Here is a 23,063-nt window from a genome sequence, read left to right as displayed (position 1 = left end):
AAAAACCAACAGTGGCAGGGGAAGCATCAAAAATATTCATTTCACCGCCACCAGCGGTGCTCGCTGTAGTCCACCCGACAGGTCGGGTGTGGGGCAACTGGGGGGAGTGGCGCGGGAGGCGACAGGGAGTGGACGGGGGGGAACCCATAAAAAAAACCCCGCACTTGGCGGGGTTTTTCAGCGATTGTCTTCGATCAGCCGCGATTGGCGCGCTCTTTCTCGATCAGGTAATCCGCTACTTCCAGCATCAGCTGCTGGCCATTGCTCTTGCCCTTGAAACCCGGCAGGGAGGAGCTGATGCGGTACTTGCCCGCGACCACAACTTCCGGGGTGCCGCTCAGCTGGTAGGCCCGCTGGTTGGCCATGCCCTGCTTGACCTTGCTGTTGATGGCGAAGGAGTTCATCAGCTTGACCGCCTTGGCACCGTCGGCGCCGTGCTCATTGAACAGCTCCTCGATGGCGTCCATGTCGGGATTCCACTCGCGGCCATCGCGGTTGGCGAACATCTGGCGCTGGTTGTTGATGGCATTGAAAATCGGCTGGTGCATCTTGTCCAGCACACCCATGGCGTCAGCCACATAGTACAGGCGCGCATGCACCTCCATCACCGGTTGCCAGATGGCCGGGATCTTGTCCAGCGCCACGTCTGCCGGCATGTCCGACTTCCACTTGTTGAGGATCGGCTCGAAGTGGTAGCAGTGGCCGCAGCCATACCAGAACAGCTCGGTCACCTGGATCTTGTCTTCATCGCTCTGCGGCACCGCCTGGGGCAGTACCTGGTAGTGCTGGCCGGCCTTGAACTGGCCGTTGTCCTGGGCACAAGCCGACAGGCTGAGCAACAGTGTCAGGATCAGGGTAAAGGGGGCGGCAACTGCTCGCATGGCGTTCTCCATCATTATTCTCCCGGCAAGCGCCGGTGGTAAAACTTTGATCAGCCCCGATTATTGAAGTTCCGGCGCGCCGGTGCAAGATCCACGGGACCAAACGCAAAAAGGCCGGGATAAACCCGGCCTTTTTGGATGATTGTTGCGACAGATCAGTTGCCGTCGGTCAGGCCCGCCAGGTAGTGGGCCACCGCCGTGATCTCGGCATCGGACAGCTGGCTCGCCACGGAGCGCATGACCCGGGTCTCGCCATCGTTGGCGCGCTCGCCGGAACGGAAGGCCTTGAGCTGGGTCTCGATATAGTCAGACCACTGACCGGACAGTCGCGGGTATCCCGCCGGCGCGTTGCCCTGGCCGGTGGGGGAGTGACAGCCCATGCAGGCCGGCACACCAGTCTGCGGGTTGCCGGCGCGGAAAATCTTGCGTCCCAGCATCAGGCCGTCGACATTCTCACCATTGTTCAGCATCACGGAGACCGGCTCGGCGCCGGACAGCTGCATCTGCTGGGAGGCGAAGTAGGCCGCCAGGTCCTCGAGGTCCTGCTGGTCGAAGTTGTCCAGCTGGCCGATCATCTGCGGAATCTCGCGCTCACCGCTCTTCACGTCCATCAGCTGCTTGAGGATGTACTTCTCTCCCAGGCCGGCGATCTTGGGAAAAGCCGACGCCGGGCTGTTGCCGTCGGGGCCGTGGCAGGCGGCGCACTGCGCGGCCTTGGTCTTGCCCGCGGCCGGGTCACCTTCGGCCGCGACGAACGGTGCGGCGAGAATAAGCCCCAGGGCCAGGGCGGAGTTCTTTACAATGCTGTTCATACGTCGTCCCATTGCGCGCTGAAATATGCCATTTGGCCCGGCTTTCACCGAACCCCGCGCCGCCCCCAGTCAATCCTGCGACGCGTAAACCGCGGCATTATATACTTGCGCGCCAAGCGAGTGTACCGAATCTGGTAGATCAATCATGTCTGACAGCAATCCCGAGCGAATCAACTTTCGCAACGTTCAATTTTTAACCAGCGCCCCGACCCTCGACGAGTGTCCCGAGGACAGTGGTGCCGAGGTCGCCTTTGCCGGGCGCTCCAATGCCGGCAAGTCCAGCGCCATCAATGCCCTGACCGGCAACAAAAAGCTGGCCCGCACCTCCAAGACCCCCGGCCGCACCCAGCTGATCAACTTCTTCCGCATCAGTGACCAGCAGCGCCTGGTGGACCTGCCGGGTTATGGCTATGCCAAAGTCGCCCGCTCGATGAAAGACGAGTGGCAGCGGCACCTGGCGTTTTACCTCGAGCACCGGGAGTGCCTGCGCGGGCTGGTATTGCTGATGGATATCCGCCAGCCGCTGAAAGAGTTCGACCAGCAGATGCTCACCTGGGCGGTAAGCGGCGGCCTGCCAGCCCACATCCTGCTCACCAAGGCCGACAAACTGAAGAACGGGCCGGCCAACAACACCCGTTTTGCCGTGGAGAAGGCCCTGCGGGAACAGGGCCTGGATACCGGGGTGTCGGTACAGATCTTTTCCAGCACCAAGAAGACCGGGCTGGACAAGCTCGAGCGCAAGCTCGCCGAGTGGCTGGCACTGGAAGAAGAGGTCCCGCCGGCAGGCGCCTAGGGATTGCCGGCGGGTCCGCGGCGCAGCGATTGCAGCAGCAGGCGGCGCAACTGGCGACGGGCGCCCGGCGTCTGGGCCCGCAGGTCTTCCGCTACCAGCCGGCGCCCGGCCAGCAGCTCCAGCAGGGTCTTTTCACGTACCTGGAGTTCCAGGAATCCCGGCGCGTCCGCGGGGCTAGTGCAGGAGTCCATCTGGCGTTCCCCCGCTGTCGCCGCCACTGGCGGCAGTGTCCCTCCCTGATACTGCTGCCTGGCTGCCACCTCCTGTGGGAAGGCCCCGCAACAGCCGCATGCGGGTAACAGTGGTAACCCAGCCGCAGAGTTCCCGCTCGCCCAGCTGCCAGCCGGCGGCCAGCAGGCAACGGGCACATTCACTGAAGTGCCGCACGCTCCCGTGCCGCTCCCCGCGCAGCAGGAAACCAGCCAGCTCGAACGCACAGCCAAAATACGCCAAAGCCCGCTCCGGGCTTCCCTGGGCCAGCAGTCCCTGCCCCTCCTCCAGCCAACCCAGCATGGACCTTTCGGCGCGCTGGCAATCCGACATCAGCCAGGCGCGGTGGCCGGCACATAGAAAACGATACTTCACGGAGCCTCCCTGTATTCGCAAAAAACCACGCCCAACGTTAACGATAATAATTATCATTTGCAATGCAGTGGCGGAGAATCCGCTAAACTGAAGAGGCCTGTGGGGAAAACCGGTTCGGCAGGCAAAAAAAAGCCGGCAGATGGGGACTGCCGGCCAGGGGTCGATGCCCTTGGGGATGGGCATCTTACTAGACGCACCCAGGGGGACGGGTACGCCTATGGGTTCTCACCCGGCGTCGCTTGGGGGTCTCGACGCCGTCAGCTACTCACTGACCTCTATAGGTACGGTAAGCTCGCAACAACGGATTTCCCACACCATATTGGTGCCAGCACAATCCGCTGCGCCCCCTGCATATCCTGTTTCCCTGTTCCCTGAATACCGGGAAATCGTTCTCCTCCGGTGCCTCTGTGCGGGCAAATGCATACTGCCGGTGAAAAAAAGCCCCGACCTTGGGGGAGGTATCGGGGCATAGGGAAGATTGTTCAACCTCACGGGGTGGGAACAATACTGTCTCTTGAGACGCACCTGACTGCTGTAGGTTCCCTTAAAACAGAGAAATTTTACCTTTCCGACTACTCACCTTCCCGCTCGATGCTGCAGCAATGGGGTCCGCCGCCGTCGCCAGTAGTTGTGCTCAGGACGCCGCCGGTAATTTCGTTGGGGCGGTAGGTGGTGCAGCCCTTCAGCCCCAGCCGGAACGCCTCCCGGTAGAGGGATTCGAACCGGGCAAAGGGATAGCTGGCCGGGACATTCACCGTCTTGGAAATGGCGTTGTCCACATAAGGCTGCAGCACCGCCTCCATCGCCAGGTGGGCGGCCGGCGAGAGCTTGTGGGCAGGAACAAACTCCGGCGGCAGCGCAGCCGACTCCCCGTGCCCACCATGGCGGTCGAGCCACAGGCGGTAGACCGGGTCACAGATCTCAAATTCGCGGTAATCGCCGCTCGCCGTCAGTACCTTGCGCCGGTGGCGGAAATCGAACACCGGCTCCACCCCGCTGGAGACGCCGTTGGCCAGCAGGCTGATTGTTCCCGTCGGTGCAATCGCCAGCAGGTGGCTGTTGCGGATATAACGCTCACCAATCTCTTCCTGCAGTCCCACAGGCAACCCGCGCACAAACTTGGCCCGGCTATAGGCTGCGGCATCGAAAAACGGGAACTGGCCCTTATCCTCCGCCAGGGCCACCGAGGCCCTGTAGGCGCTGTCCCGCAACAGGCACATCACCCTTCCCGCCAGTTCGCGGGCGTCATCGCTGTCGTAGTGCAGGCCCAGCGCGATCAGGGCATCGGCCAGCCCGGTAATACCCAGGCCGATACGCCGGCTGCCCCTGGCCTGCTGCTCCAGCGCCGGCAGCGGGTAGCGGGAGAGGTCTATTACGTTATCCAGCATCCGCACCCCCACGGTTGCGCAATCGGCAATGCCCTGCCAGTCCAGTTGGGCATTGGGTGTCAGGGGGTTCTGCACGAACGCCAGCAGGTTTACCGAGCCCAGGTCGCAGGCGCCGAAAGCCGGTAACGGAATTTCCCCACAGGGGTTGGTGGCGTTGATCTGTTCGCGGTAATACAGGTTGTTGTCGCCATTGATCCTGTCGACGAACAATACCCCCGGCTCGGCACAGTCGTAGGTGGCGCGCATGATCCGTTGCCACAGCCCTCGTGCGTTCACGGACCTGAGGACCCGGCAAGGAACCGGGCCGGCGGTGCCGCTCCACTGGCGCATGACCGTCTCGCCCGCGCCGTCATCCAGCTGTGCCCGGGGGAATACCAGTGGCCAGTCGCTGTCGTTCTCCACCGCCTGCATGAATTCATCGCTGGCCAGCACCGATACATTGAAGTGCCGCAATTCCCGTGGATCGCGCTTGGCGTCCACGAACTGCTCGATATCCGGGTGGTCGCAGCGCAGGGTGGCCATCATTGCGCCCCGGCGGCTGCCGGTGGAAAGCAGGGTCGCGCACATACTGTCCCAGATACGCATAAAGGAAACCGGTCCCGAGGCAATGGTGCCGGTATGCCGGGCAATAGTTCCCGCGGGCCGCAGGGTGGAGAAGTCGCAGCCGATCCCGCCGCCCTGCTGCATGGTCAGGGCAGATTCCTTGAGCCGCTCGAAGATGGCCTCGATGGAGTCCTCGATGGACCCCATCACAAAGCAGTTGAACAGGGTGACGTCGCGGGCAGTGCCGGCGCCCGCGAGAATGCGACCGCCGGGCAAGAAGCGGAAGCCCTCCAGGTTGCGGTAGAAGCGTGCCGCCCAGCGGTGCTGGCCGCCGGGCTCGACACTGGCCAGTGCACCGGCCACCCGGCGCCAGGTATCCTCGATAGAGTTATCCACAGGCCGGCCGCGAGCCTGCTGCCGGTATTTGGTTTGCCAGACAAAACGGGAAATATCGGCCGTGAACGGGTCCCGGCCCGTTGCATCACCGGCAGGCATGTCAGAGGCCCAGCTCGGTTGCCGGCCCGCCCTCGTGGAGCCGCCGGATCGCTTCTGCCAGCAGCGGCGCGCACTCGATCACGTGCAGGCGGTCAGCATCAAGCTGCGGGAGGGTATCGGTTACCGCAACCAGTTCCAGTGGCGCCCGCCCCAGCTGCTCGAGGGCGTCGCCGGCAAACTGCCCATGGCTGGCCAGGGCGAGGATTCGCGCGGCGCCGGCACGATCCAGTGCCGCCGCCGCGCGCCCGGTGGTGCCACCCCCGGCGATCAGGTCGTCAATGACCAGCGCGCAGCAATCCTCGACCCGCCCCACCAGGGTGCCGCCACTGAGCTCGCCGCCGCTGCGATATTTCTCCACAAACGCCTGCCCCACGTCCCGCCCCAGCCGCTGCGCCAGGTCCGCGCGAAACGCCTCGGCCCGCTTCACCCCACCCACATCCGGTGACACCACCACCAGCTGGCGGGATTCCCCCGCCAGCAGCCGGGCAGCGAAGTCGACAAACAACGGCCGTGCCGGGAGGTGCAGGGTCCGGCAGCGGAAGGCGTTCTCAAATGCGGCCAGATTGTGGACATCCACGGTCACCACGCAGTCACAGCCCATGGCCTCCAGCAGGCTGGCCAGGTAGCGGCTCGACAGGGGGTCGTGGAGCTTGGTGCGGCGGTCCTTGCGTGCGTAGCAGAGGTAGGGGATCACCGCAGTGACGCGGGCGGCGCCAGCATCCCTGAGCGCAGCGAGGAAAAACAGCAGGCGCACCAGTTTGTCATCCACGCTGCCGCCGGTGCCCCCGGGCCGGTCGGTGTAGAGCGACTGCAGCAGGTAGACGTCCGCCGCCTCCACATCGTCAAGCGGGCGCAGCTTGTGCTCGCCGTCGGTAAAGTCGCGCTCCTCGTGGGCCGCCAGCGGCTCGCCCAGCAAGCCCGCGACCCGCTGCGCCAGGTCGGCGCCGGCCTCAAGGCTGAACAGCTTAATCCGGCCCATGGCCGCCCGTGCCCGCCAGGTGGCGCCGGAACCAGTCAATCGCCAGCTGGATCACTGCCTCGAGTGTGCCCGGCTCCTCGAACAGGTGGGTGGCACCGGGGACGATTTCCATCGCCGGGTCATTGCTCATGCGGGCCGCCGCCTCGCGGTTGAGTTCGATGACCACATCGTCCTCCCCGCCGATGATCAGCAGAGTGGGTGCGCGTACCAGCGGCAGCATCTCACCGGCCAGGTCCGGCCGGCCGCCGCGGGAGACCACCGCCGCCGCCAGTGCCGGGCGCTCGGCGGCGGCAATCAGGGCCGCCGCCGCGCCGGTGCTGGAACCGAACAGGCCCAGCTTCAGGTCGCGGGTCTCTTCCATACCGTGCGCCCAGTCGAGCGCCGCGATCAGGCGATCGGACAGCAGGGCGATATCAAAGCGGTACTCGCGGGTAATCTCGTCCTCGCGGTGCTCCTCTGCCGTGAGCAGGTCAAACAGCAGCGTGCCGATGCCGGCGCGGTTGAGCTGGCCGGCCACCATCTGGTTGCGGGGGCTGAAGCGGCTGCTACCGCTGCCGTGGGCAAACAGGACCAGGCCGCAGGGATCCTCCGGCAGTTGCAGGATGCCCTCCAGCCGCGCTCCCGCCGCATCGATCAGTACATCGCCACCGCTCATTGCCCGCTTTCCCGGAGGCGGTCCGCCTCGCGCATCATGTCGATCACCTGGTCGTCGGAGAGCTGGGAGAAGTCCTCGTACCAGGCGCCGATGGCCCAGAAGGCCGCCGGCATCGCCAGGCACTCGAAGCGGTCCACCAGCGGTTCGAAGCGCCGCGGTGCATCCGTCGGCGCCACCGGCACCGCCAGCACGATCTCGGCCGGGTGCTGGGCGCGCACCGCACGGGCCGCCGCCTCCATGGTGGCCCCCGTGGCGATCCCGTCGTCCACCAGGATCACGCAGTGATCCCGCAGTTCCGGCCAGGGCCGGTCGCCACGATAACGCTGTGCCCGGCGCTCCAGCTCGCGCCGCTCGGCTTCCGTCTCGCGCTCGAGCATTTCATCGGTGATGCCGGCCCCGAGAATCACATCCTGGTTCAGGACCCGCGCCTGCGCGGTGATGGCGCCCATCGCCAGTTCCTCGTGACCGGGCACGCCCAGCTTGCGCACCAGCATCAGGTCCAGCGGTGCATGCAGGGCGCGCGCCAGCTCCAGGCCCACCGGTACGCCGCCTCGGGGCAGCGCGAGGATGATGATGTCATCGCGGCCCGAGCGGCGCCGCTGATCGACGTAATCCCGCAGGCTGGCGGCCAGCTCACGGCCTGCCGCTACACGGTCCTTGAAGGGGGTTACCACTGGGATCTCCGCAGGTAATGCCGATAAAACTAGACTAGCAAACAGACCCTCCCGGCAATCTGAATATGAGTGACCAGCGCGATCCCAAACCGGCACCCCCTGACCTGGATACCAAGACCCGCTTCCTGCTGGCGCCGGGCAGCTATGCCGGGGACACGACAGCGGTGGAACTGGTGGAAACCCATATGGCGCGGGTGTTCCTGACCGATCGCCATGCCTACAAGATGAAAAAGCCGGTACAGACGGCGTTCCTGGACTTCAGCACCCTGGCCCTGCGCGAGGCCGACTGCCGGGAGGAGCTGCGGCTCAACCGGCGCCTGACCACCGGGGTCTATCTGGCGGTGGTGCCGCTGTGCCAGCGGCCTGATGGCCAATTGCAACTGGCCGATAGTGGCGGCCACGGCGAGGTGGTGGAATGGCTGGTGAAAATGCGGCGCCTGTCGGAGGCGCAGAACCTGGCGGCGCGGGGCCGGGAAGTCACGGGGGAGGAACTGGCGCCACTGGTGCGGCGCCTGTGCGATTTTTACCGGTCCGCGCCGCCATTGGCGGTGGACCCGGTGGCCTACGTCACCGACCTGCGTGAGCATGTGGAGCTGCGACGGACGGCCCTGCTGGCGCCGGAACTGGGGCTGCCGGCGGCCGGTATTCACGCGCTGGCCGACTTCCTCGTCACTTTCACCCGGCGCGAGGCCCCACTGCTGGCGCAGCGGGCGGTGGACGGCCGCATCGTCGAGGGCCACGGTGACCTGCGGCCCGAACACTGCTTCCTGACCGAGCCGCCACAGATTATCGACTGCCTGGAGTTCAATCGCGACCTGCGCAGCATCGACCCCCTGGACGAACTGGGCTACCTGGCACTGGAGTGCGAACTGCTGGGCCGGCGGGACCTGGGGGACGGTATCCTCGCCAGCTATCGGCGTGCCTGCGCCGACCCCGCCCCGGCCCTGCTGGAATACTTTTACAAGGCTTACCGGGCGCTGGTCAGGGCACAACTGGCGGCGGCGCACCTGCAGGATGGTGTGGTGGCCGAGCCACAGAAATGGCGCGACAAGACCAGCCGCTACCTGGACGCAGCGCGCCACTACGGCCGGCGCGCCGGGGCCCATGCCGCCTGATCACTTTTCCCGCAGGCAAAAAAAATCCCCGGGCTGGGGGAGCACCGGGGCGAGCAACATCTGACTTCCTTGGGGGGGATGACGCATTCCAACGATCTTGCCTGTTTAGAGCCGCCATTTTTGCGACGGTTCCCGCAGGCAGGTTAAAAAGTGTTAATCATTGGCGCCGCTTTCCCTCAGTCTTGCCGCTCCTGTGATGCCGCCCGCGTCACCTCCTCCACGTAGGCGCGCTCGCGCCGCAGCCGGTAGGCCAGCACCAGGCAATAAACCAGGCTGCTGGCCCCGGCCCAGAACAGGCCGTAGCGGAGGGCGCCGGCCAGTGTCGCCCCCTTGAACAGTTCCACCGGCAGTAGTACTGCCAGCACGATGGCGAACATCCGCGCGAACCGGAGCAGCCAATCTTTCACCGCAATTCCCTTCACTTGCCCTGTCTCCCCGGTCATGTCGTTCTCATGGCCATACTGCCCGGCTCAGTGGGCCTCTTCCCAGCTGGCGCCCTGCCCCACATCGACGATCAGCGGCACATCCAGCTCGGCGGCATCCTGCATCAGCCGGGTCAGGTTGTCCCGTACTTGCTCCACCTCCGCCGCCGGCACCTCGAGGATCAGCTCATCGTGTACCTGCATGATCAGGCGGCTGGCCATTTTTTCCCGTCCCAGCCAGGCATCCACCTCTACCATGGCGCGCTTGATGATATCCGCCGCAGTCCCCTGCATGGGCGCATTGATCGCGGTGCGCTCGGCGGCCTGGCGGCGCGCGCCATTGCGGGAGTTGATCTCCGGCAGGTACAGGCGGCGGCCGAACAGGGTCTCCACGTAGCCCTTCTCGGCGGCATGCTTGCGGGTGTTCTCCATGTAGGCGAGTACCCCCGGGTAGCGCTCGAAATAGCGATCGATATAGGTCTGCGCATCGCCCCGCGGAATCCCCAGCTGGCGCGCCAGGCCGAAGGCCGACATACCGTAAATCAGGCCGAAGTTGATCGCCTTGGCGCGGCGGCGCTGCTCGTCGTCCACCTCTTCCGGGCTCACCTCGAACACCTCCGCGGCGGTGGCGCGGTGAATGTCCTCACCATTGGCAAAAGCCTTTACCAGGCCCTCGTCGCCGGACAGGTGGGCCATGATGCGCAGCTCGATCTGTGAGTAGTCGGCAGCAATGATCACGCTGCCGCCGTCGATGCGCGGGTCAGCCACAAACGCCTTGCGGATGCGGCGCCCTTCCTCGCTGCGGATGGGGATGTTCTGCAGGTTGGGATCGCTGGACGACAGGCGCCCGGTGGCGGCCACAGCCTGGTGGTAGGAGGTGTGCACCCGGCCGGTGCCCGGGTCGATCATCTGCGGCAGCTTGTCGGTGTAGGTGTTCTTGAGCTTGGCCAGGCCGCGGTACTGCATGATCAGTGCCGGCAGTTCGTGGCTGTGGGCCAGCTCCTGCAGCACCGGCTCGGCGGTGGAGGGTGCCCCCTTGGGGGTTTTCTTGATTACCGGGATCTCCAGCTTCTCAAACAGGATAGCGCCCAGCTGCTTGGTGGAACCCAGGTTGAACTCCTCGCCAGCCACCTCGAATGCCTGCTGCTCGGTGTCGCGCATTTTCTTTTCCAGCTCGGCGCCCTGCTTTGCCAGCATCTCGGCGTCGATGTAGGCACCATTGCGCTCCATATGCACCAGTACCGGCAACAGCGGCATCTCGATCTCGTCCAGCACCTTCTCCAGCGGCGGGATTTCCGCCAGGCGCCCGCCCAGCTCGCGGTGCAGGCGCAGGGTGATGTCCGCATCCTCGGCGGCATAGGGGCCGGCCTGCTCCAGCTCGATCTGGTTGAAGGTGAGCTGCTTGGCACCCTTGCCGGCAATATCCTCGTAGTGGACGGTCTGCTCACCCAGGTATTTCTGCGCCAGGCTGTCCATGTCGTGGCGGCTGGCGGTGCTGTCCAGCACATAGGACTCGAGCATGGTGTCGCGGGCGATGCCGCGCAGCTCGATGCCGCAGTTGGCGAGGATATGGCTGTCGTATTTCAGGTTCTGGCCCACTTTCTTCTGCTCCGGATCCTCCAGCAGCGGCTTGAGGGCGGCCATCACCTCGTCGTAGGGCAGCTGTTCCGGCGCCCCCATATAGTCATGGGCCAGCGGCACATAGGCCGCCTCCCCGGGTTCCACGGCAAAGGACACCCCCACCAGCTTCGCCTGCATGTAATTGAGGCTGGTGGTCTCGGTATCAAAGGCGAAAATTTCGGCGGCTTTCAGCTTTTCCAGCCAGGCGTCGAACTCGCCGCGCTCGGTAACTACGCGGTAATCCCGCTCGATGGCCTCGGCCATCGCTGCCTGGGCCTCGTCATCACCGCTCAGCTCCTCCAGCCAGCTGCGGAATTCGAGTGCGCTGAACAGCTCCGCCAGTTTCGCCTTATCCGGTTCACCGTGGTGGAGGTCGGCGGGCTTATAAGGCATGTCCACATCGGTCTTGATGGTGGCCAGCTGGTAAGAGAGATCGGCCGCCTCGCGGTGCTCGGCCATTTTCTTGCCCAGGGTCTTGCTGCCGCGAAAACCCAGGGGCGCGATGGCATCCAGGTCGGCGTAGATGTCCTCCAGGCTGCCCAGGTTCTGCAGCAGGGCCAGGGCGGTTTTCTGGCCCACGCCGGGAACTCCGGGGATATTGTCGGACTTGTCGCCCATCAGGGCGAGAAAATCGATGATCAGCTCGGGCCCGACACCGAACTTCTCGCGCACACCGTCGGTATCCATTTCCGTGTTGCTCATGGTGTTCACCAGGGTGATACCCGGGCGCACCAGCTGGGCCATGTCCTTGTCGCCGGTGGAGATGATCACTTCCTGGCCCTGTTCCTGCGCCTGCAGGGCGAGCGTGCCGATCACGTCATCGGCCTCGACCCCGTCGATTACCAGCCGCGGCAGACCCATGGCGTCGATGATGTCGTGGATGGGCTGGATCTGCTCCCGCAGGTCGTCGGGCATGGGCGGCCGGTGGGACTTGTAGTCGGCGAACAGTTCGTCGCGAAAGGTCTTGCCCTTGGCATCGAATACAACTGCAACCGTGCTGTCCGGATGTTCCTTCAGGTGGCGGCGCAGCATGCTGATCACACCGCGCACGGCCCCGGTGGGCTGCCCTTCACTGGTCACGAGCGGCGGCAGCGCGTGGAAGGCGCGGTAGAGGTAGGAAGAACCGTCCACCAGGATCAGGGGAGCGGCACTGGGCTTGTTGTTACTCATAAGTATCCGGAAAGCTGGAATTTCATCGTGGATGTCTGGGATTGCGCGACAGGATAACCGCGATCGTTTTTTTTCGCTCGCCCCGGCGCCGCATCCGTGGCGGTCATCGCAGTGTCACCGCCAGTTTTCTCCCGGGCTTCTAGGCTTTAGTTGAACGGCAGTGCCCATTCTGCCGCCGGCCTGCCGCTATCGGCGAGATGCTCGAGAGAGGGATATGACCATGAGGCGAGAGTTTATTTCCAGTGTGTTCCTGGCCGCTGTACTGGCGACCGGGGCCGTATCCGCTGACTCGGTGGGGCGGCCGGCGCAGAAGCCCGGGCCGATGGAGTACCTGGAAGTGACCGACGAACTGGATGTTACCGGGGCAGAGAGGGAGGCAGCGCGCCAGCGCGAGGCTCAGGAACGGGCACTGGAACACCAGGGCAAGCGTGAGCAACTGGGCTCGCTGCTCGTGCGACATCGGCAACAGATGGAATCATTCCGTCAGCGCCTGCAGCAACTGCAGGTGCAACAGCGCGGTGAATCCGAGCAGCAAGAGGCGGCCCGCCAGCAACAACAGGAAAGGCTACAGAGGGAACGCGAGGCTCTCCAGGCGGACGAACCGGGGGAGGAGGCTTCCTGAGCGGGCGGGATCAACCGCGGTCGCTGCGATCGGGCACCTCGGCCAGGCAACTGCGAGCCTGGGCCAGCCACGCCTGCACCAGGCTCTCGTAATCAGCACCGGCCGGCAACTGTGTCCCCAGCGGGTCGAGCGTCGCGTAGCGGAGGCCAAGGTTCTCCGCCGTCTGCCGGTCGCGGGCATTTTCCGGCACCTCACCAAACAGGCAGCCGCTGCCGTCGGCCGACTCCCCCAGTCCGTCACGCAACTCCAGCATTGCCCGGGCCCCATGCCCGCCATGGGCCGAATCGGCCAGAGCCTGCGTCTCGACACCGGCGGGACCGAAAAAATGCCCGTAGGCATCGTGGGTAACCACAATGGGCACATCCCGGTATGCCCACAGGGCCCGGTCTAGCACTTTCTGCAGGTTTGCCATGCGGCGGGAAAAGTCCCGTGCCCGCTGCCGGTATGCGTCGGCCCGCCGGGGATCCATCTCTGCCAGGCGCGCGGCAATATGGGCGGCCATCACGGCGGCATTGCGAGGGCGCAGCCACAGGTGAAAATCCTCCGCCGAGGCCCCGCCGAATTCGTACCCGTCCTGCTCCAGCAATTGCAGCTGGCGTCCCTGCGGCAACAGTGACAGCTGCCGCGCCAGGGCGCTTTCCACCTGCGGCCCCAGCCAGATCACCAACCGCGCCGATTCCAGCGCAGCCCGGTCGGATACCCCGGGAGCATAGTGATGGGGGTCGCCGTTTGCCGCGAGTACCTGCACCGGCGTATCTGGCTCCGCAACTTCCCGCACGATCAGCGCCAGTGGGCGCACACTGACGACCAGCGCCTTATTGTCCGGCGCCGGTTCCGACGCTTCCCGGGCACAGGCGGCGAGCATCAGGAACAGGGGGAACAGCAGGAGATACTTTACTGGGTACTGCGGGAAATTCATCAGGATCCGGGATTCGCGGGCCATCGGGTCGGGCGTAAACTGCGATATAATCACAGCCGGCGCCAGCCCGCCAGTCCGGGCGCGCCACTTTCAAACGCCTGCCGGGCCGACACACAGCATCGGCGCCGACAGAGCCCCTGGCATCCCCACGCGGTCGCGGAGACTTCACCCTGAGCCAAACTGACCCTCTCATCACAGCAAACGGGCTGGGCCTCGAGGTGGCCGGCCGCCAGTTGCTGCACGACATCACGCTGGAACTGCGGCGCGATGAGATCGTCACCGTCATCGGTCCCAACGGCGCCGGCAAGACCACCCTGCTGCGCCTGTTATTGGGACTCACCCGCCCTACCCACGGCAATGTATGGCGCCAGCCGGGACTGCGCCTCGGGTACATGCCGCAGCGTATGCAGGTTGACCCGTCCATGCCCATGTCGGTCTTGCGCTTCCTGCAACTGGGTAACGAGCGCGTCGATGCGCCCGCGGCGCACGAAGCACTGGCCCGGGTCGGCGCGGCGCGCCTGGCGCGGGCCAGCCTGGCAGACCTGTCCGGGGGAGAGATGCAGCGGGTGCTGCTGGCACGGGCAGCCGCCCGCCGGCCACAGCTGCTGGTGCTGGACGAACCCACCCAGGGAGTGGACGTGGGGGGCCAGGGCGAGGTCTACCAGTTGATCGCCAGCCTGCGGGACGAACTGAGCTGCGGTGTGTTGCTGGTTTCCCACGACCTGCACGTGGTGATGGCGGCTACCGACCGGGTGCTGTGCATCAACCAGCATATCTGCTGTCACGGCCATCCCGAGCAGGTGAGTCGCGACCCGGCCTTTATCGAATTATTCGGCGACAAGGTGGCACCCTATACCCACCAGCATAACCATGAACACGACCTGGGGGGCGACATCGTGCACGACCAAGGCTGCAGCCACCGGGACAACGGTAACGGGAGTGAGACCGCGTAATGGATGTCAGTGCATTGTTCAGCAGCCAGTTCCTGTGGTTCGCCCTGGCCGCGGGCCTGCTGGTGGCATCGGTCAGCGGTCCACTGGGCTGCTTTGCCGTCTGGCGGCGCATGGCGTATTTCGGCGATACCCTGGCGCACTCCGCCCTGCTCGGTGTGACCCTGGGTTTCCTCCTGCAGTTACAACCAACCCTCGCTGTGGGCGCCACCTGTTGCGTGCTGGCAGTATTGCTGGTTTACCTGCAGCGCCGACAGACCCTGTCGGTAGACACCCTGCTTGGGATCCTGTCGCACTCCATGCTGGCGCTGGGTATTGTCACGGTGAGCCTGTTCGGGATCCGCGTCGACCTGCTGGCGCTGCTGCTCGGCGACCTGCTGGCCGTCAGTGGCCAGGATGTGGTGCTGATGGCGGCGGCAGTTGCGGCTATCGGCGGCCTGCTGTTTTTCCTGTGGGACAGGTTGCTGGCATTCACCCTGAATGAGGAACTGGCCGCCGCGGAGGGAGTGCCGGTGGAACGGGTCAGGCTCGCCCTGATGCTGATGCTGGCACTGCTGATCGCCATTGCCATGAAAGTGGTGGGCATCCTGCTGATTACCGCCCTGCTGATCATTCCGGCGGCCGGAGCGCGGCGCCTGGCCGACACGCCCGAACGCATGGCACTGCTCGCCTCCCTGATCGGCGCAGTGGCGGTCATCCTTGGGCTGCTGGCATCCATCCTCTGGGATACCCCGGCCGGGCCCTCGATTGTATTGGCGGCAGCGCTGTTATTCCTGCTGGCCCAGTTGCGAACCGGGCCCGCAACCTGAGGCATCCCCGTCCGCGCGGCTTAGCGCCCCGGATGGTCGCCCTTGGAATGCGAGTTTTCTGCCGGTTCCTCACCGGCCTGGCGGAACTCGTAAATGGTCAGCGCAATACCGATCACCAGCATGACGAATACGCCGATGGCAATGACCAGGAGCATCGTATCCGACATGGTTATTGCCTCCGTGCCAGCAGCGCGGAAACCTTGAAGTAAATGCCGAAAGCGAGAATGCTCGGCACCCACAGCGCTGTGAAGATCCCCTGCTCCCGATACCCGTTGAACCACAGGTATCCCGACAGCACAAAAGAGATCCCCACTGCGATCATGATGAACAGGTCCGATAGCTTGAACATGGCTGCCTCCAGCAATACCGGGCTGTGCCCGGAAGATCAGTCGTAATCCCAGAAACCAACAGCGGCCATCAACAGCCCGGTAATGGCGATTGATGCCGGAATCCTGAGGCCCGGCACAGTGAACACCTCCACCAGGGAGGGGACCAGGCCCAGCCCGCCGAGCGCCGCCCACAGCACAACGGGTACTACCAGGCAAAGCCCCAGCCAACCCAGGGCACGGCAGACCCTGCGCGAGTGCGAAAACTTATCGAACAGGTTTTTCAATGCACGAACCCTGTCGCCTGGGGCCTCTCGGCAGCGCCAATCTTACCCTGAGCGTACACGATGAATTGCACTGTGCAAGCAAGCCGGCTGCCACCAGCGGATACACAGCACTAGGGTTCGTTAATGGAAGGATCAGGAGCGCGCCACGAAGATACAGCCGGCGGCAATCAGCATGGATCCGCCAACGCGCATGGCATTGACCGGCTCACCGAGAAACGCATAGCCAAACAACAGCGTAAAAATGAAACTCAGCCCAACAAACGGATAGGCGATACTGAGGTCCACCCGCGACAGCACCCAGAGCCATACCAGTACGCTGACTGCGTATACGAATATCCCGGAAAAGACGTGGGGACTGAAGAGTACACGCACCATACCGCCAACGCCGTCAGCCAGGTAATCCTCACCGGCCCTTTGCATACCCAGCTTCAGCAATAGTTGCGCGCAGGCGGACAGGAACACCGTCAACAATATGACGGAGAGGTTGAGCACATTCATTTCTTATCCCTGAATCGTCATGGTGGAGGCAGCTGCCAGGACCAGGCCGAGAACCAGGCCGGTTATCCAGCTGCGCTTGTCCTTGATCGCAAACGCAATCGGGTCCTCATCAATTTCACCGCGGGAAGCCATAACCAGCATGCGGATAATCCAGTAGGCAAACAGCGGGCAGGCCAGCCACAGGATCATCGGTGAACGGTACATGCCCATCACCTCCGCACTGTTTACGTACATGGCAAACACCAGGATCGAAACCATACCCGCGGCTGACGCCAGGCTGGTGAGAACCGGCAGGTCGGAGGTGAAATAACCGCGACCACGGATCTGCAGGGACGTCTCGTCTGCCCCCTGCTTGCGGTAGATTTCTGAAATTCGCTTGACCAGCGCCAGGCACAGGAACACAAACATCGAGAATGCCAGCAGCCAGTAGGAGGGATAGACGCCAATGGCGGCAGCCCCCGCCAGGATACGGGTGGTGTACAGCCCCGCCAGAACCACTGTATCAACGGTCTGCAGCCGCTTGAGCAGGAAGCTGTAACCGAGCGTGGTAACCAGGTACAGGAACAGCACGGCACCAAACCACGGTGGCAGGAAAGTAACCAGCACACCCGAGGCGAGCAGCAGGAGGCAACACAGCAGCAGGCCCGCGCGGATGGACAACATCCCCGAGGCCAATGGTCGCCAGCGCTTTTTCTGGTGCGCCCGGTCAGAATCCAGGTCCGCAATATCATTGATGATATAGGTGGCCGAGGCACACAGGCCAAAGCAGACGAACGCCAGCAATGCTGCCGTTACAGCTTCCGCGTCGAGGAATTGATGTGACGTCACCAGCGGCACAAACAACAGCAGGTTTTTGACCCACTGGTGGATACGGACCTGCCGCAGATAAATTGACAAAGTCGGTGCCGCTGTTGGAAAGCTGTTTTCCAGCTGGCAGACCTGTGCTGCGTTTTCCGCCAGGGCCCGGCTTGACCCAACCACCACGGCAGACCTGGCAAAGCGCCAGACGCGCAGGTCCCGGTTCTCATTACCCACATAGGAGAAGCCACGCTCGCCGTAACGCTCGCGCAGGAACTGCGCTTTCCTCTCGCCGGTCAGGTTGTGGGTAATTCCGGTGGCGTAGATTTCATCAAAAATACCCAGGTGATCCATTACCTCCCGTGCGAGGCCTTCATTGGCACCGGTGCATAAAACCAGGCTGCGGCCCTGTGCCTTCTGCTCCCGCAGGAACTCCAGCAGGCTGCTGTTATAAGGCAATGCACTGACGTCGATATCGATGGCCTGGGCCAGGCGATATTTCAGGTAGGCAATACCGCGGAACAGCCATAGGGGCAGGAAAGCCAGTGCCCAGGGGCGGGTAAACAGGGTACGCACGAATGACTCATAGAGTAAGTCGGTACGGATCAGGCTGCCATCCAGGTCGACAATCAACGGGGACTCGTGATGGGACACTGCGCTCTCTCCTTAAGCGATTCTGCTCCCCGGTTCCATGGGGCGTTCATTGGCATTTACCCTTTACAGGCAAGTGCTCTCATTATCCGTGACTCGTTCCAGTCAATTCCCGGCACCTACCTTCTTGAACAAATGTACCAGGCGAGCTAAAACCCGCGCCCGCTTCCAGTGCGGGACGAGCACGGGATCTTTTCGTTATTTCGGCACAAATGCAACCCCGGCGCGATTACAGTAATACACAGGCCGGGCAGGCATAGTGCTTGCAAGGTTCGCACCATCCCGTCCAGGCGGTAAAAACCGGAATCCGGAAGAGGGTGTTACAACGAATCACAACAGCTGTCGCCGCCCGGGCGCTATCCGTATAATCCTTGCCGCTTTGCAAAAGCTTATGGAGCGATAATCATGGATCGATTGATGCGCCTGCTGGTGGCGACGCCCGGAATCTACCTGCTCGCCATTGGCCTGCGCCTGCTATGGGCCCTGCTGGTGCCGGTGATGCCGGTTTCCGACAGTGCCGCCTACGATACCTTTGCCGTGAATATCTGGCAGCACGGGACTTACGGCTGGCAACCCGATGAGCCCGGCAGCTACTGGGCAGTGGGCACCTCGGCGATCTACGCAGCCCTGTACCTGCTGTTTGGCCATGCATACTGGCCGATCGTAGCGCTAAACATCTGCCTGTCTGTGGGAATCCTTTTCTTTACTGGACGTCTGTGCCAGATCTTTTTCAGCGATCCGCGGGTTGCCAGGCTCAGCCTTTTACTGCTTGCACTCTGGCCGACCGGTATTTTTTACGTGACCGTACTCGCGAGCGAACTGTTGTTTATGTTTTTTTCAGTCGCCGGGCTTTATTGTTTTGTGACCGCTGACAAGGGGGCAAAGGGCCGAGTGGTCTTTGCGGGCCTGTTGCTGGGCGCTGCGTATTATGTGCGGCCACTGATTACCGTTTCGATAATCATTTTTGCGATTGCCTGCTTCGCGTATTTGCGGCAACGCCCTCTGGCAGTGGTTCTTCGCACCGGCTGCTGCTTCCTGATACTCGCACTGATGGTCGCGCCCTGGGCTTACCGGAATTACCAGCTATACGATGATTTTGTGCCCATGTCCTCTAACGGCGGAGCCGTATTCTGGATGGGGAATTCACCGGGTACCAATGGAGGTTATGCCGAAATCCCGCCCGACGTGATTGCAAATACGAATTCTACTTACGAAATGAGCCGGGTTCTAAGGGCCCGCGCCCTGGAGTATATTGCGGAAGAACCGGTAGCATTTGTACAGCGCACTTTCATAAAACTGTTTCGCTTTCACAGTTATGAAACCATTGGGATAACCTGGAACGCAGAGGGGATCAGGACGCGCTTTGGTGAAGGCGCGCTACTACCGCTGAAAATCCTGGCCCAGGGATACTGGCTCCTTTTGCTGGCAGCAGGCCTCGGCGGCCTCGCGCTAACCCTGTACCAGGCCGGGCTTGCCAGGGCACTGACCCACCCATTCATCCTGAGCTGGGGAGCCAATGCGGGTATTCATGCATTGATAGCCTCCCAGGATCGCTATCACCTTCCCACTGTGCCTTTCATCGCAGCATTCGCGGCGCTGGCCCTGGTGGCTGTCAGTGACAGGCTGCTCCGGGGCCATACCGACAGCACTGCCTACCCCCGCCGCGCATCACAGGCCGGGTGAGCCCACAATGGACCCGCCAGCCCTGAAAAGCTGGCCCTCAGGCCACGGTCAGGATCCCGGTGTTGAGGTGGTCACGGTGCTACGACGAAAGTCCTGCGCTTCGAGAGTAAAGCGGGCGTTGGCCTGGTAGCGGCCGATCCCAAGCACCCTGCGCAATAGCCGCGTAGCACTGTCAAACAGCGCGAGGGGTAACTGGCAAAAGAGGTAATGATCGCCGGACAGGCGGCGAAACAACCGCGATACCCGGTGTCGGGGTCGCGTCCAGTCCAGTGGGTACCGGCGACTTCCGTAATCGATCGATGCGATCAGGGTATAGGGGCAAGTCTCAAGGTGAATGTAGTTATACAGGGCGCGTAGCCCACGCACCTTCTCCAGTGGCCCGCGCGCCCAGGGTTTGGTACCCATGGCATGCACGAAGAGCGGCCGGCGACTGCGCAACCAGGCCTTCACGCGCTCAGCGGGTGTAAAGCCGGCAGGGCCAAAGCACTGGGCAATTTCCACACCGCTGCGTAACTGGTATAGAGGAATGTGGGCAAACTCATCCGCACACACCAAGGCAGTGAATGCCTCCTGATCCCCCACCATATGCAGCGGCCGCTCGAACCAGCGCAACCTCTGGGATTGACGATAAACCGGATGGGAGAGCATGTTGCACCAGGTGTCGATGAGCTCGGTGTGTTCACACGTCACACGCAACACGCCCGTGTTAATGGTGCGGGCCAGGCGACGGCCGGGCTTCAATCCCCAGCTTACTGTCCGGTGGCTGCCACCCTGGCGCTGCCCAAAAGCCGTCTCTTCTGTGGCAATCACTGTTGAGGGTGAAAAGTCCGTAAACTTTTCCAGGAAGTTTCCGCAGACAAGGATATCCGCATCGATCCAGATCACCTCGGGATACCCCTGTTGCAGTAGTTGCTGGATAATTCGCGCCTTGATATTCCAACCACTAAAACCTGTAGTATCCAGCTGGGCCTCACGCACCGGCTGCGCTTTGAGCCAGGCACGAAAAACGGGGTCAGGAAATCGGTGACTGACAATAATTTCGGTGGAATTCGTGTGCCGGAGAATACTTTCTACTGCCAGCACCAGACCCTCAGTATTTTCCGGCCGGTCCTCATGAACGACGACGGCTCTTTCCATGACGGCGCTTCCCTTGCAATGCAATTCTGCAAACTTTATTCCGCATTATCTGAACAGCATCCGGTGCTGTCCATCAACCAGCGGTTGCGTATTCCATGTGATCCCCCGCGACGCTGTGCCGGCCGACAGGATAACCCCAGTGGGGAACTGCCCCAATTACTGAGAAGGATTGGGCACGCTGGATGCGCAATGACCTTATTGTTCCCTTGAGAGGGAAAGATGATATAGGTCTCTCCGGTTGGGCCACCGGACTGTCCTTCACTCTTTCGGCTGGGCCGCCAGGTCATCGCCCCCTTCTTCCGCGATTTCCACGTAATTCGTATTGCCCCTGTGGTAGTCCTCAAACTCCAGGCCTTTATATAAGGTAACGGCAATAATAACCACGCCACAGATGGCAAAAAAGGTACCCGGTGCGGCCTCTTTCAGGACCAGGCGGTTATCACGAAATGCGGCTTGCAGCTCACCGGCGCCACCCCAGACGCCGGATATGAAAAGCCTGTAGCCCAGATAGCCGAACAGGCTACCCACCAGCAGCGAAACGACTTTGTATATGACCAGTGAGAGTATGACTTCAGTACTAATGCCCATTGTTTACTGTATTCCGGTGAGCCAGGGGAGTGTGCACGCTGGACGGTGGTAATTAGCTATTACTGCACCGACGTCGCGGCATATGTTTTCATGGTTATTGCAGTGGATAGGGTAACAGAAGCATATGCAGGCTATTCACACCCCAGTGCGCCAGGACGCAAAGCCAGAATTTTTCCCGCAGGTACCAGAGTTGTGCATAGCCAAACCCCGCCAGTGCCACCAGCGTGACAACCTGTGGACTCGCCGCCCAGCCGGTATGCAACAGGGTGAATATCGCCACCACCAGGGGCACCGCCAGCCAGCGCCACCGCCTCAGCAGCTGCTCGCTGCCACGCTGCAGGATCCAGCGGAAAAACGCCTCTTCGCTCACGCATACGACAACCAGGTTGATCACCAGTGCGAGCAGAATGGTTACGGAAAACTTGGCTGAGAGGCCGGTGAGCGGCAGTGCAAGTGCCACCGGCAGTACTGCGGCGAAGATCAGCAACGGCAAGTCCCGCCTTGCGGGCCACTGGTTGCGCCCGAACATAAAGGCAATCACTGCAACCGCAATGGTGGCCTTGCCCGGGTTGAAACTGCTAACGATCATGTTTCCGGCATTGTCTGCGTATGGCGGCAGCAACTCGATCCGGGGGACCGCCGGCAGCAAACCCAGCGCCGCGGCGAGCATGGCGATCGCCGCGACAACAAATAGCAGTCCACGGGACCAGCCCGAGCTGCGCTCTATTCCATTCAGGGCCAGCCAGATCAGGGGCGCCGCCAAACCGACCCAGCCAAACGGCAGCACACATAAAGCCAGCGCCAGCGGAATATAAAGCGCTCTGGTTTGCAATGGCAGTACCGGGCTGGCACTGCGCTGTTCGATGTCCATATCGGGGATATCAGTCCAGGTTAACTGGCCGGCCTTTCGTAAGGTGGCGGGCCCACAGGCCTACCCTGTATTACCGGCCCGTCGGCATTCAGCCGTTGTAGGTTGCGCGTAGGGAGCGGTAGGTCAGTTTCATTTTCGCCGGATCCAGTGGCGCCTTGAAAAAGGCGTGGTAATGTCCGCGGGGGTTGATCAAGACCACCTGCGACCCATGGTCCACCGTGTACTCGCCGTCTTCCAGCGGTACCTTGTTAAAGGGCACATTGAGCTGGTTGGCAAAGCGCTTGAGGTTGAGAAACTCACCGGTGACACCGGCAAATTCCGGATTGAAATAGTCCACGTACTGGCGCAGCTTATCAGCGGTATCTCGCTTGGGATCCACGGAGACCAGCAGGATATCCGTATCTGCACGGGTTTCCGGATCCAGCATCTGGTAGAAGCTGTTCAGGGTCGACATGGTGGTGGGGCATATATCCGGGCAGTGGGTAAACCCAAAGAACACCAGCGTCCAGCGACCGGCCAGCTCTCCGGTTTCCCAGTTGTCGCCGCTGTCCGCTACCAGCGTAAAATTATCCAGTATCCGCGGGCGTTCCAGCTCCACGGTCCCATTGGCCCGCATTTCAGCCTCGGTCAGCACCCTCGGCTGGCCCATTTTATTCAGGAAACCGGCCAGCACTGCCAACATAAAAAAGACACAGACGGCAACTGTAATCAGCACGCCGCGCTGCTGTTCCGGGCTCTTGTCCTGGCTGTTCAGGCCTGGATCACCAGCAGTATTTTTGCTCATTTTTCCTC

The 23,063-nt window shown here is 62.6% G+C and carries 26 protein-coding genes; 6 read left to right on the top strand and 20 right to left on the bottom strand.

Annotated elements, in window-relative coordinates:
* Positions 1 to 194 precede the first annotated feature (194 nt).
* Both LVE68_RS11165 and LVE68_RS11160 read right to left on the bottom strand, forming a co-directional pair.
* Positions 195 to 881, bottom strand: a complete 687-nt coding sequence (locus LVE68_RS11165; RefSeq protein ID WP_232940436.1) for a thiol:disulfide interchange protein DsbA/DsbL — start codon at positions 879 to 881, stop codon at positions 195 to 197.
* A gap of 155 nt (positions 882 to 1,036) precedes the next feature.
* A complete protein-coding gene (locus tag LVE68_RS11160; protein WP_232940435.1) occupies positions 1,037 to 1,693 on the bottom strand; it encodes a c-type cytochrome in 657 nt (218 codons plus the stop codon).
* Between the two features lie 145 nt (positions 1,694 to 1,838).
* Here LVE68_RS11160 and yihA point away from each other — a divergent pair, with 145 nt between their 5' ends.
* Complete coding sequence (gene yihA / locus LVE68_RS11155; RefSeq protein ID WP_232940434.1) at positions 1,839 to 2,486, top strand: ribosome biogenesis GTP-binding protein YihA/YsxC; 648 nt, start codon at positions 1,839 to 1,841, stop codon at positions 2,484 to 2,486.
* On the opposite strand, the gene LVE68_RS11150 is transcribed toward yihA, so the two are convergent.
* From LVE68_RS11150 to LVE68_RS11125, 6 genes are all read right to left on the bottom strand, one after another.
* Positions 2,483 to 2,677, bottom strand: a complete 195-nt coding sequence (locus LVE68_RS11150) for a hypothetical protein (RefSeq protein ID WP_232940433.1) — start codon at positions 2,675 to 2,677, stop codon at positions 2,483 to 2,485. The genes yihA and LVE68_RS11150 overlap by 4 nt on opposite strands.
* Positions 2,661 to 3,071 carry a hypothetical protein gene (locus tag LVE68_RS11145; protein WP_232940432.1) on the bottom strand — a complete coding sequence of 137 codons (411 nt, stop codon included), beginning with the start codon at positions 3,069 to 3,071 and terminating at the stop codon, positions 2,661 to 2,663. Before LVE68_RS11145 ends, LVE68_RS11150 begins: the two co-directional genes overlap by 17 nt.
* Before the next feature lie 572 nt (positions 3,072 to 3,643).
* Positions 3,644 to 5,497, bottom strand: coding sequence for an adenosylcobalamin-dependent ribonucleoside-diphosphate reductase (locus LVE68_RS11140; protein WP_232940430.1), 1,854 nt, complete (start codon positions 5,495 to 5,497; stop codon positions 3,644 to 3,646).
* A 1-nt stretch (position 5,498) separates the two neighbouring features.
* On the bottom strand, positions 5,499 to 6,476 hold the full coding sequence (locus tag LVE68_RS11135; RefSeq protein ID WP_232940429.1) for a ribose-phosphate diphosphokinase: 978 nt from the start codon (positions 6,474 to 6,476) through the stop codon (positions 5,499 to 5,501).
* Positions 6,463 to 7,131, bottom strand: coding sequence for a dienelactone hydrolase family protein (locus LVE68_RS11130; RefSeq protein WP_232940427.1), 669 nt, complete (start codon positions 7,129 to 7,131; stop codon positions 6,463 to 6,465). The genes LVE68_RS11135 and LVE68_RS11130 overlap by 14 nt, the downstream gene beginning before the upstream one ends.
* Positions 7,128 to 7,805, bottom strand: coding sequence for a phosphoribosyltransferase (locus tag LVE68_RS11125; RefSeq protein ID WP_232940426.1), 678 nt, complete (start codon positions 7,803 to 7,805; stop codon positions 7,128 to 7,130). Before LVE68_RS11125 ends, LVE68_RS11130 begins: the two co-directional genes overlap by 4 nt.
* A gap of 65 nt (positions 7,806 to 7,870) precedes the next feature.
* On the opposite strand from LVE68_RS11125, the gene LVE68_RS11120 reads away from it, so the two are divergent.
* Complete coding sequence (locus LVE68_RS11120) at positions 7,871 to 8,920, top strand: hypothetical protein (RefSeq protein WP_232940425.1); 1,050 nt, start codon at positions 7,871 to 7,873, stop codon at positions 8,918 to 8,920.
* A gap of 176 nt (positions 8,921 to 9,096) precedes the next feature.
* Here LVE68_RS11120 and LVE68_RS11115 read toward each other — a convergent pair whose 3' ends face one another.
* Both LVE68_RS11115 and polA read right to left on the bottom strand, forming a co-directional pair.
* The gene (locus LVE68_RS11115) at positions 9,097 to 9,327 is read right to left on the bottom strand and encodes a hypothetical protein (protein WP_232940424.1); all 231 of its coding nucleotides are present in this window, start codon (positions 9,325 to 9,327) and stop codon (positions 9,097 to 9,099) included.
* 63 nt (positions 9,328 to 9,390) lie between these two features.
* Positions 9,391 to 12,132, bottom strand: a complete 2,742-nt coding sequence (gene polA / locus LVE68_RS11110; RefSeq protein WP_232940423.1) for a DNA polymerase I — start codon at positions 12,130 to 12,132, stop codon at positions 9,391 to 9,393.
* Positions 12,133 to 12,346: 214 nt separating this feature from the next.
* On the opposite strand from polA, the gene LVE68_RS11105 reads away from it, so the two are divergent.
* Entirely contained in the window at positions 12,347 to 12,754 is a 408-nt protein-coding gene (locus LVE68_RS11105; protein ID WP_232940422.1) for a hypothetical protein, read from the top strand.
* A gap of 10 nt (positions 12,755 to 12,764) precedes the next feature.
* On the opposite strand, the gene LVE68_RS11100 is transcribed toward LVE68_RS11105, so the two are convergent.
* Complete coding sequence (locus tag LVE68_RS11100; protein WP_232940421.1) at positions 12,765 to 13,727, bottom strand: metal ABC transporter solute-binding protein, Zn/Mn family; 963 nt, start codon at positions 13,725 to 13,727, stop codon at positions 12,765 to 12,767.
* Between the two features lie 179 nt (positions 13,728 to 13,906).
* Between LVE68_RS11100 and LVE68_RS11095 the strand changes: the two genes are divergently transcribed.
* Together LVE68_RS11095 and LVE68_RS11090 are read left to right on the top strand one after the other, a co-directional pair.
* Entirely contained in the window at positions 13,907 to 14,626 is a 720-nt protein-coding gene (locus tag LVE68_RS11095) for an ATP-binding cassette domain-containing protein (RefSeq protein WP_232940420.1), read from the top strand.
* A complete protein-coding gene (locus tag LVE68_RS11090; RefSeq protein ID WP_232940419.1) occupies positions 14,626 to 15,432 on the top strand; it encodes an iron chelate uptake ABC transporter family permease subunit in 807 nt (268 codons plus the stop codon). The genes LVE68_RS11095 and LVE68_RS11090 overlap by 1 nt, the downstream gene beginning before the upstream one ends.
* 20 nt (positions 15,433 to 15,452) lie before the next feature.
* Here the strand turns inward: LVE68_RS11090 and LVE68_RS11085 are convergent, their stop codons facing one another.
* The 5 genes from LVE68_RS11085 to LVE68_RS11065 all read right to left on the bottom strand — a co-directional run bounded on the left by LVE68_RS11085 (position 15,453) and on the right by LVE68_RS11065 (position 17,995).
* Entirely contained in the window at positions 15,453 to 15,599 is a 147-nt protein-coding gene (locus tag LVE68_RS11085) for a hypothetical protein (protein WP_232940418.1), read from the bottom strand.
* 2 nt (positions 15,600 to 15,601) lie between these two features.
* Positions 15,602 to 15,781, bottom strand: a complete 180-nt coding sequence (locus tag LVE68_RS11080; protein WP_232940417.1) for a hypothetical protein — start codon at positions 15,779 to 15,781, stop codon at positions 15,602 to 15,604.
* Positions 15,782 to 15,817: 36 nt separating this feature from the next.
* Entirely contained in the window at positions 15,818 to 16,045 is a 228-nt protein-coding gene (locus LVE68_RS11075; protein WP_232940415.1) for a hypothetical protein, read from the bottom strand.
* Positions 16,046 to 16,177: 132 nt separating this feature from the next.
* Complete coding sequence (locus LVE68_RS11070; RefSeq protein ID WP_232940413.1) at positions 16,178 to 16,537, bottom strand: EamA family transporter; 360 nt, start codon at positions 16,535 to 16,537, stop codon at positions 16,178 to 16,180.
* 9 nt (positions 16,538 to 16,546) lie between these two features.
* Positions 16,547 to 17,995 carry a UbiA family prenyltransferase gene (locus tag LVE68_RS11065; RefSeq protein WP_232940412.1) on the bottom strand — a complete coding sequence of 483 codons (1,449 nt, stop codon included), beginning with the start codon at positions 17,993 to 17,995 and terminating at the stop codon, positions 16,547 to 16,549.
* 402 nt (positions 17,996 to 18,397) lie between these two features.
* On the opposite strand from LVE68_RS11065, the gene LVE68_RS11060 reads away from it, so the two are divergent.
* Complete coding sequence (locus LVE68_RS11060) at positions 18,398 to 19,675, top strand: hypothetical protein (RefSeq protein ID WP_232940411.1); 1,278 nt, start codon at positions 18,398 to 18,400, stop codon at positions 19,673 to 19,675.
* 48 nt (positions 19,676 to 19,723) lie between these two features.
* Here LVE68_RS11060 and LVE68_RS11055 read toward each other — a convergent pair whose 3' ends face one another.
* The 4 genes from LVE68_RS11055 to LVE68_RS11040 form a co-directional block, all read right to left on the bottom strand.
* Positions 19,724 to 20,812: a hypothetical protein gene (locus LVE68_RS11055; RefSeq protein ID WP_232940410.1), complete on the bottom strand. Its 1,089-nt coding sequence runs from the start codon at positions 20,810 to 20,812 to the stop codon at positions 19,724 to 19,726.
* A 258-nt stretch (positions 20,813 to 21,070) separates the two neighbouring features.
* On the bottom strand, positions 21,071 to 21,400 hold the full coding sequence (locus LVE68_RS11050; RefSeq protein WP_232940409.1) for a hypothetical protein: 330 nt from the start codon (positions 21,398 to 21,400) through the stop codon (positions 21,071 to 21,073).
* A gap of 94 nt (positions 21,401 to 21,494) precedes the next feature.
* Positions 21,495 to 22,271, bottom strand: coding sequence for a CPBP family intramembrane glutamic endopeptidase (locus tag LVE68_RS11045; protein WP_232940408.1), 777 nt, complete (start codon positions 22,269 to 22,271; stop codon positions 21,495 to 21,497).
* A gap of 88 nt (positions 22,272 to 22,359) precedes the next feature.
* Positions 22,360 to 23,055: an SCO family protein gene (locus LVE68_RS11040; RefSeq protein ID WP_232940407.1), complete on the bottom strand. Its 696-nt coding sequence runs from the start codon at positions 23,053 to 23,055 to the stop codon at positions 22,360 to 22,362.
* Positions 23,056 to 23,063: the final 8 nt, after the last annotated feature.

It is taken from the genome of Microbulbifer sp. YPW16 (assembly GCF_021290385.1).
Classification (GTDB): Bacteria; Pseudomonadota; Gammaproteobacteria; order Pseudomonadales; family Cellvibrionaceae; genus Microbulbifer; species Microbulbifer zhoushanensis.
The sequence above is the reverse complement of the archived record's forward strand: the minus strand, read 5'-3'. Positions and strand labels throughout refer to the sequence as shown.

What these genes read in the sequence shown, in the direction of transcription:
- LVE68_RS11060 (WP_232940411.1), top strand. Translation starts at nt 18,398, where the DNA reads ATGGATCGATTGATGCGCCTGCTGGTGGCGACGCCCGGAATCTACCTG.
- LVE68_RS11055 (WP_232940410.1), bottom strand. Translation starts at nt 20,812, where the DNA reads ATGGAAAGAGCCGTCGTCGTTCATGAGGACCGGCCGGAAAATACTGAG.
- LVE68_RS11120 (WP_232940425.1), top strand. Translation starts at nt 7,871, where the DNA reads ATGAGTGACCAGCGCGATCCCAAACCGGCACCCCCTGACCTGGATACC.
- LVE68_RS11150 (WP_232940433.1), bottom strand. Translation starts at nt 2,677, where the DNA reads ATGGACTCCTGCACTAGCCCCGCGGACGCGCCGGGATTCCTGGAACTC.
- LVE68_RS11050 (WP_232940409.1), bottom strand. Translation starts at nt 21,400, where the DNA reads ATGGGCATTAGTACTGAAGTCATACTCTCACTGGTCATATACAAAGTC.
- LVE68_RS11085 (WP_232940418.1), bottom strand. Translation starts at nt 15,599, where the DNA reads ATGTCGGATACGATGCTCCTGGTCATTGCCATCGGCGTATTCGTCATG.
- LVE68_RS11135 (WP_232940429.1), bottom strand. Translation starts at nt 6,476, where the DNA reads ATGGGCCGGATTAAGCTGTTCAGCCTTGAGGCCGGCGCCGACCTGGCG.
- LVE68_RS11080 (WP_232940417.1), bottom strand. Translation starts at nt 15,781, where the DNA reads ATGTTCAAGCTATCGGACCTGTTCATCATGATCGCAGTGGGGATCTCT.
- LVE68_RS11090 (WP_232940419.1), top strand. Translation starts at nt 14,626, where the DNA reads ATGGATGTCAGTGCATTGTTCAGCAGCCAGTTCCTGTGGTTCGCCCTG.
- LVE68_RS11045 (WP_232940408.1), bottom strand. Translation starts at nt 22,271, where the DNA reads ATGGACATCGAACAGCGCAGTGCCAGCCCGGTACTGCCATTGCAAACC.
- LVE68_RS11165 (WP_232940436.1), bottom strand. Translation starts at nt 881, where the DNA reads ATGCGAGCAGTTGCCGCCCCCTTTACCCTGATCCTGACACTGTTGCTC.
- LVE68_RS11040 (WP_232940407.1), bottom strand. Translation starts at nt 23,055, where the DNA reads ATGAGCAAAAATACTGCTGGTGATCCAGGCCTGAACAGCCAGGACAAG.
- LVE68_RS11105 (WP_232940422.1), top strand. Translation starts at nt 12,347, where the DNA reads ATGACCATGAGGCGAGAGTTTATTTCCAGTGTGTTCCTGGCCGCTGTA.
- LVE68_RS11130 (WP_232940427.1), bottom strand. Translation starts at nt 7,131, where the DNA reads ATGAGCGGTGGCGATGTACTGATCGATGCGGCGGGAGCGCGGCTGGAG.
- LVE68_RS11140 (WP_232940430.1), bottom strand. Translation starts at nt 5,497, where the DNA reads ATGCCTGCCGGTGATGCAACGGGCCGGGACCCGTTCACGGCCGATATT.
- LVE68_RS11160 (WP_232940435.1), bottom strand. Translation starts at nt 1,693, where the DNA reads ATGAACAGCATTGTAAAGAACTCCGCCCTGGCCCTGGGGCTTATTCTC.
- polA (WP_232940423.1), bottom strand. Translation starts at nt 12,132, where the DNA reads ATGAGTAACAACAAGCCCAGTGCCGCTCCCCTGATCCTGGTGGACGGT.
- yihA (WP_232940434.1), top strand. Translation starts at nt 1,839, where the DNA reads ATGTCTGACAGCAATCCCGAGCGAATCAACTTTCGCAACGTTCAATTT.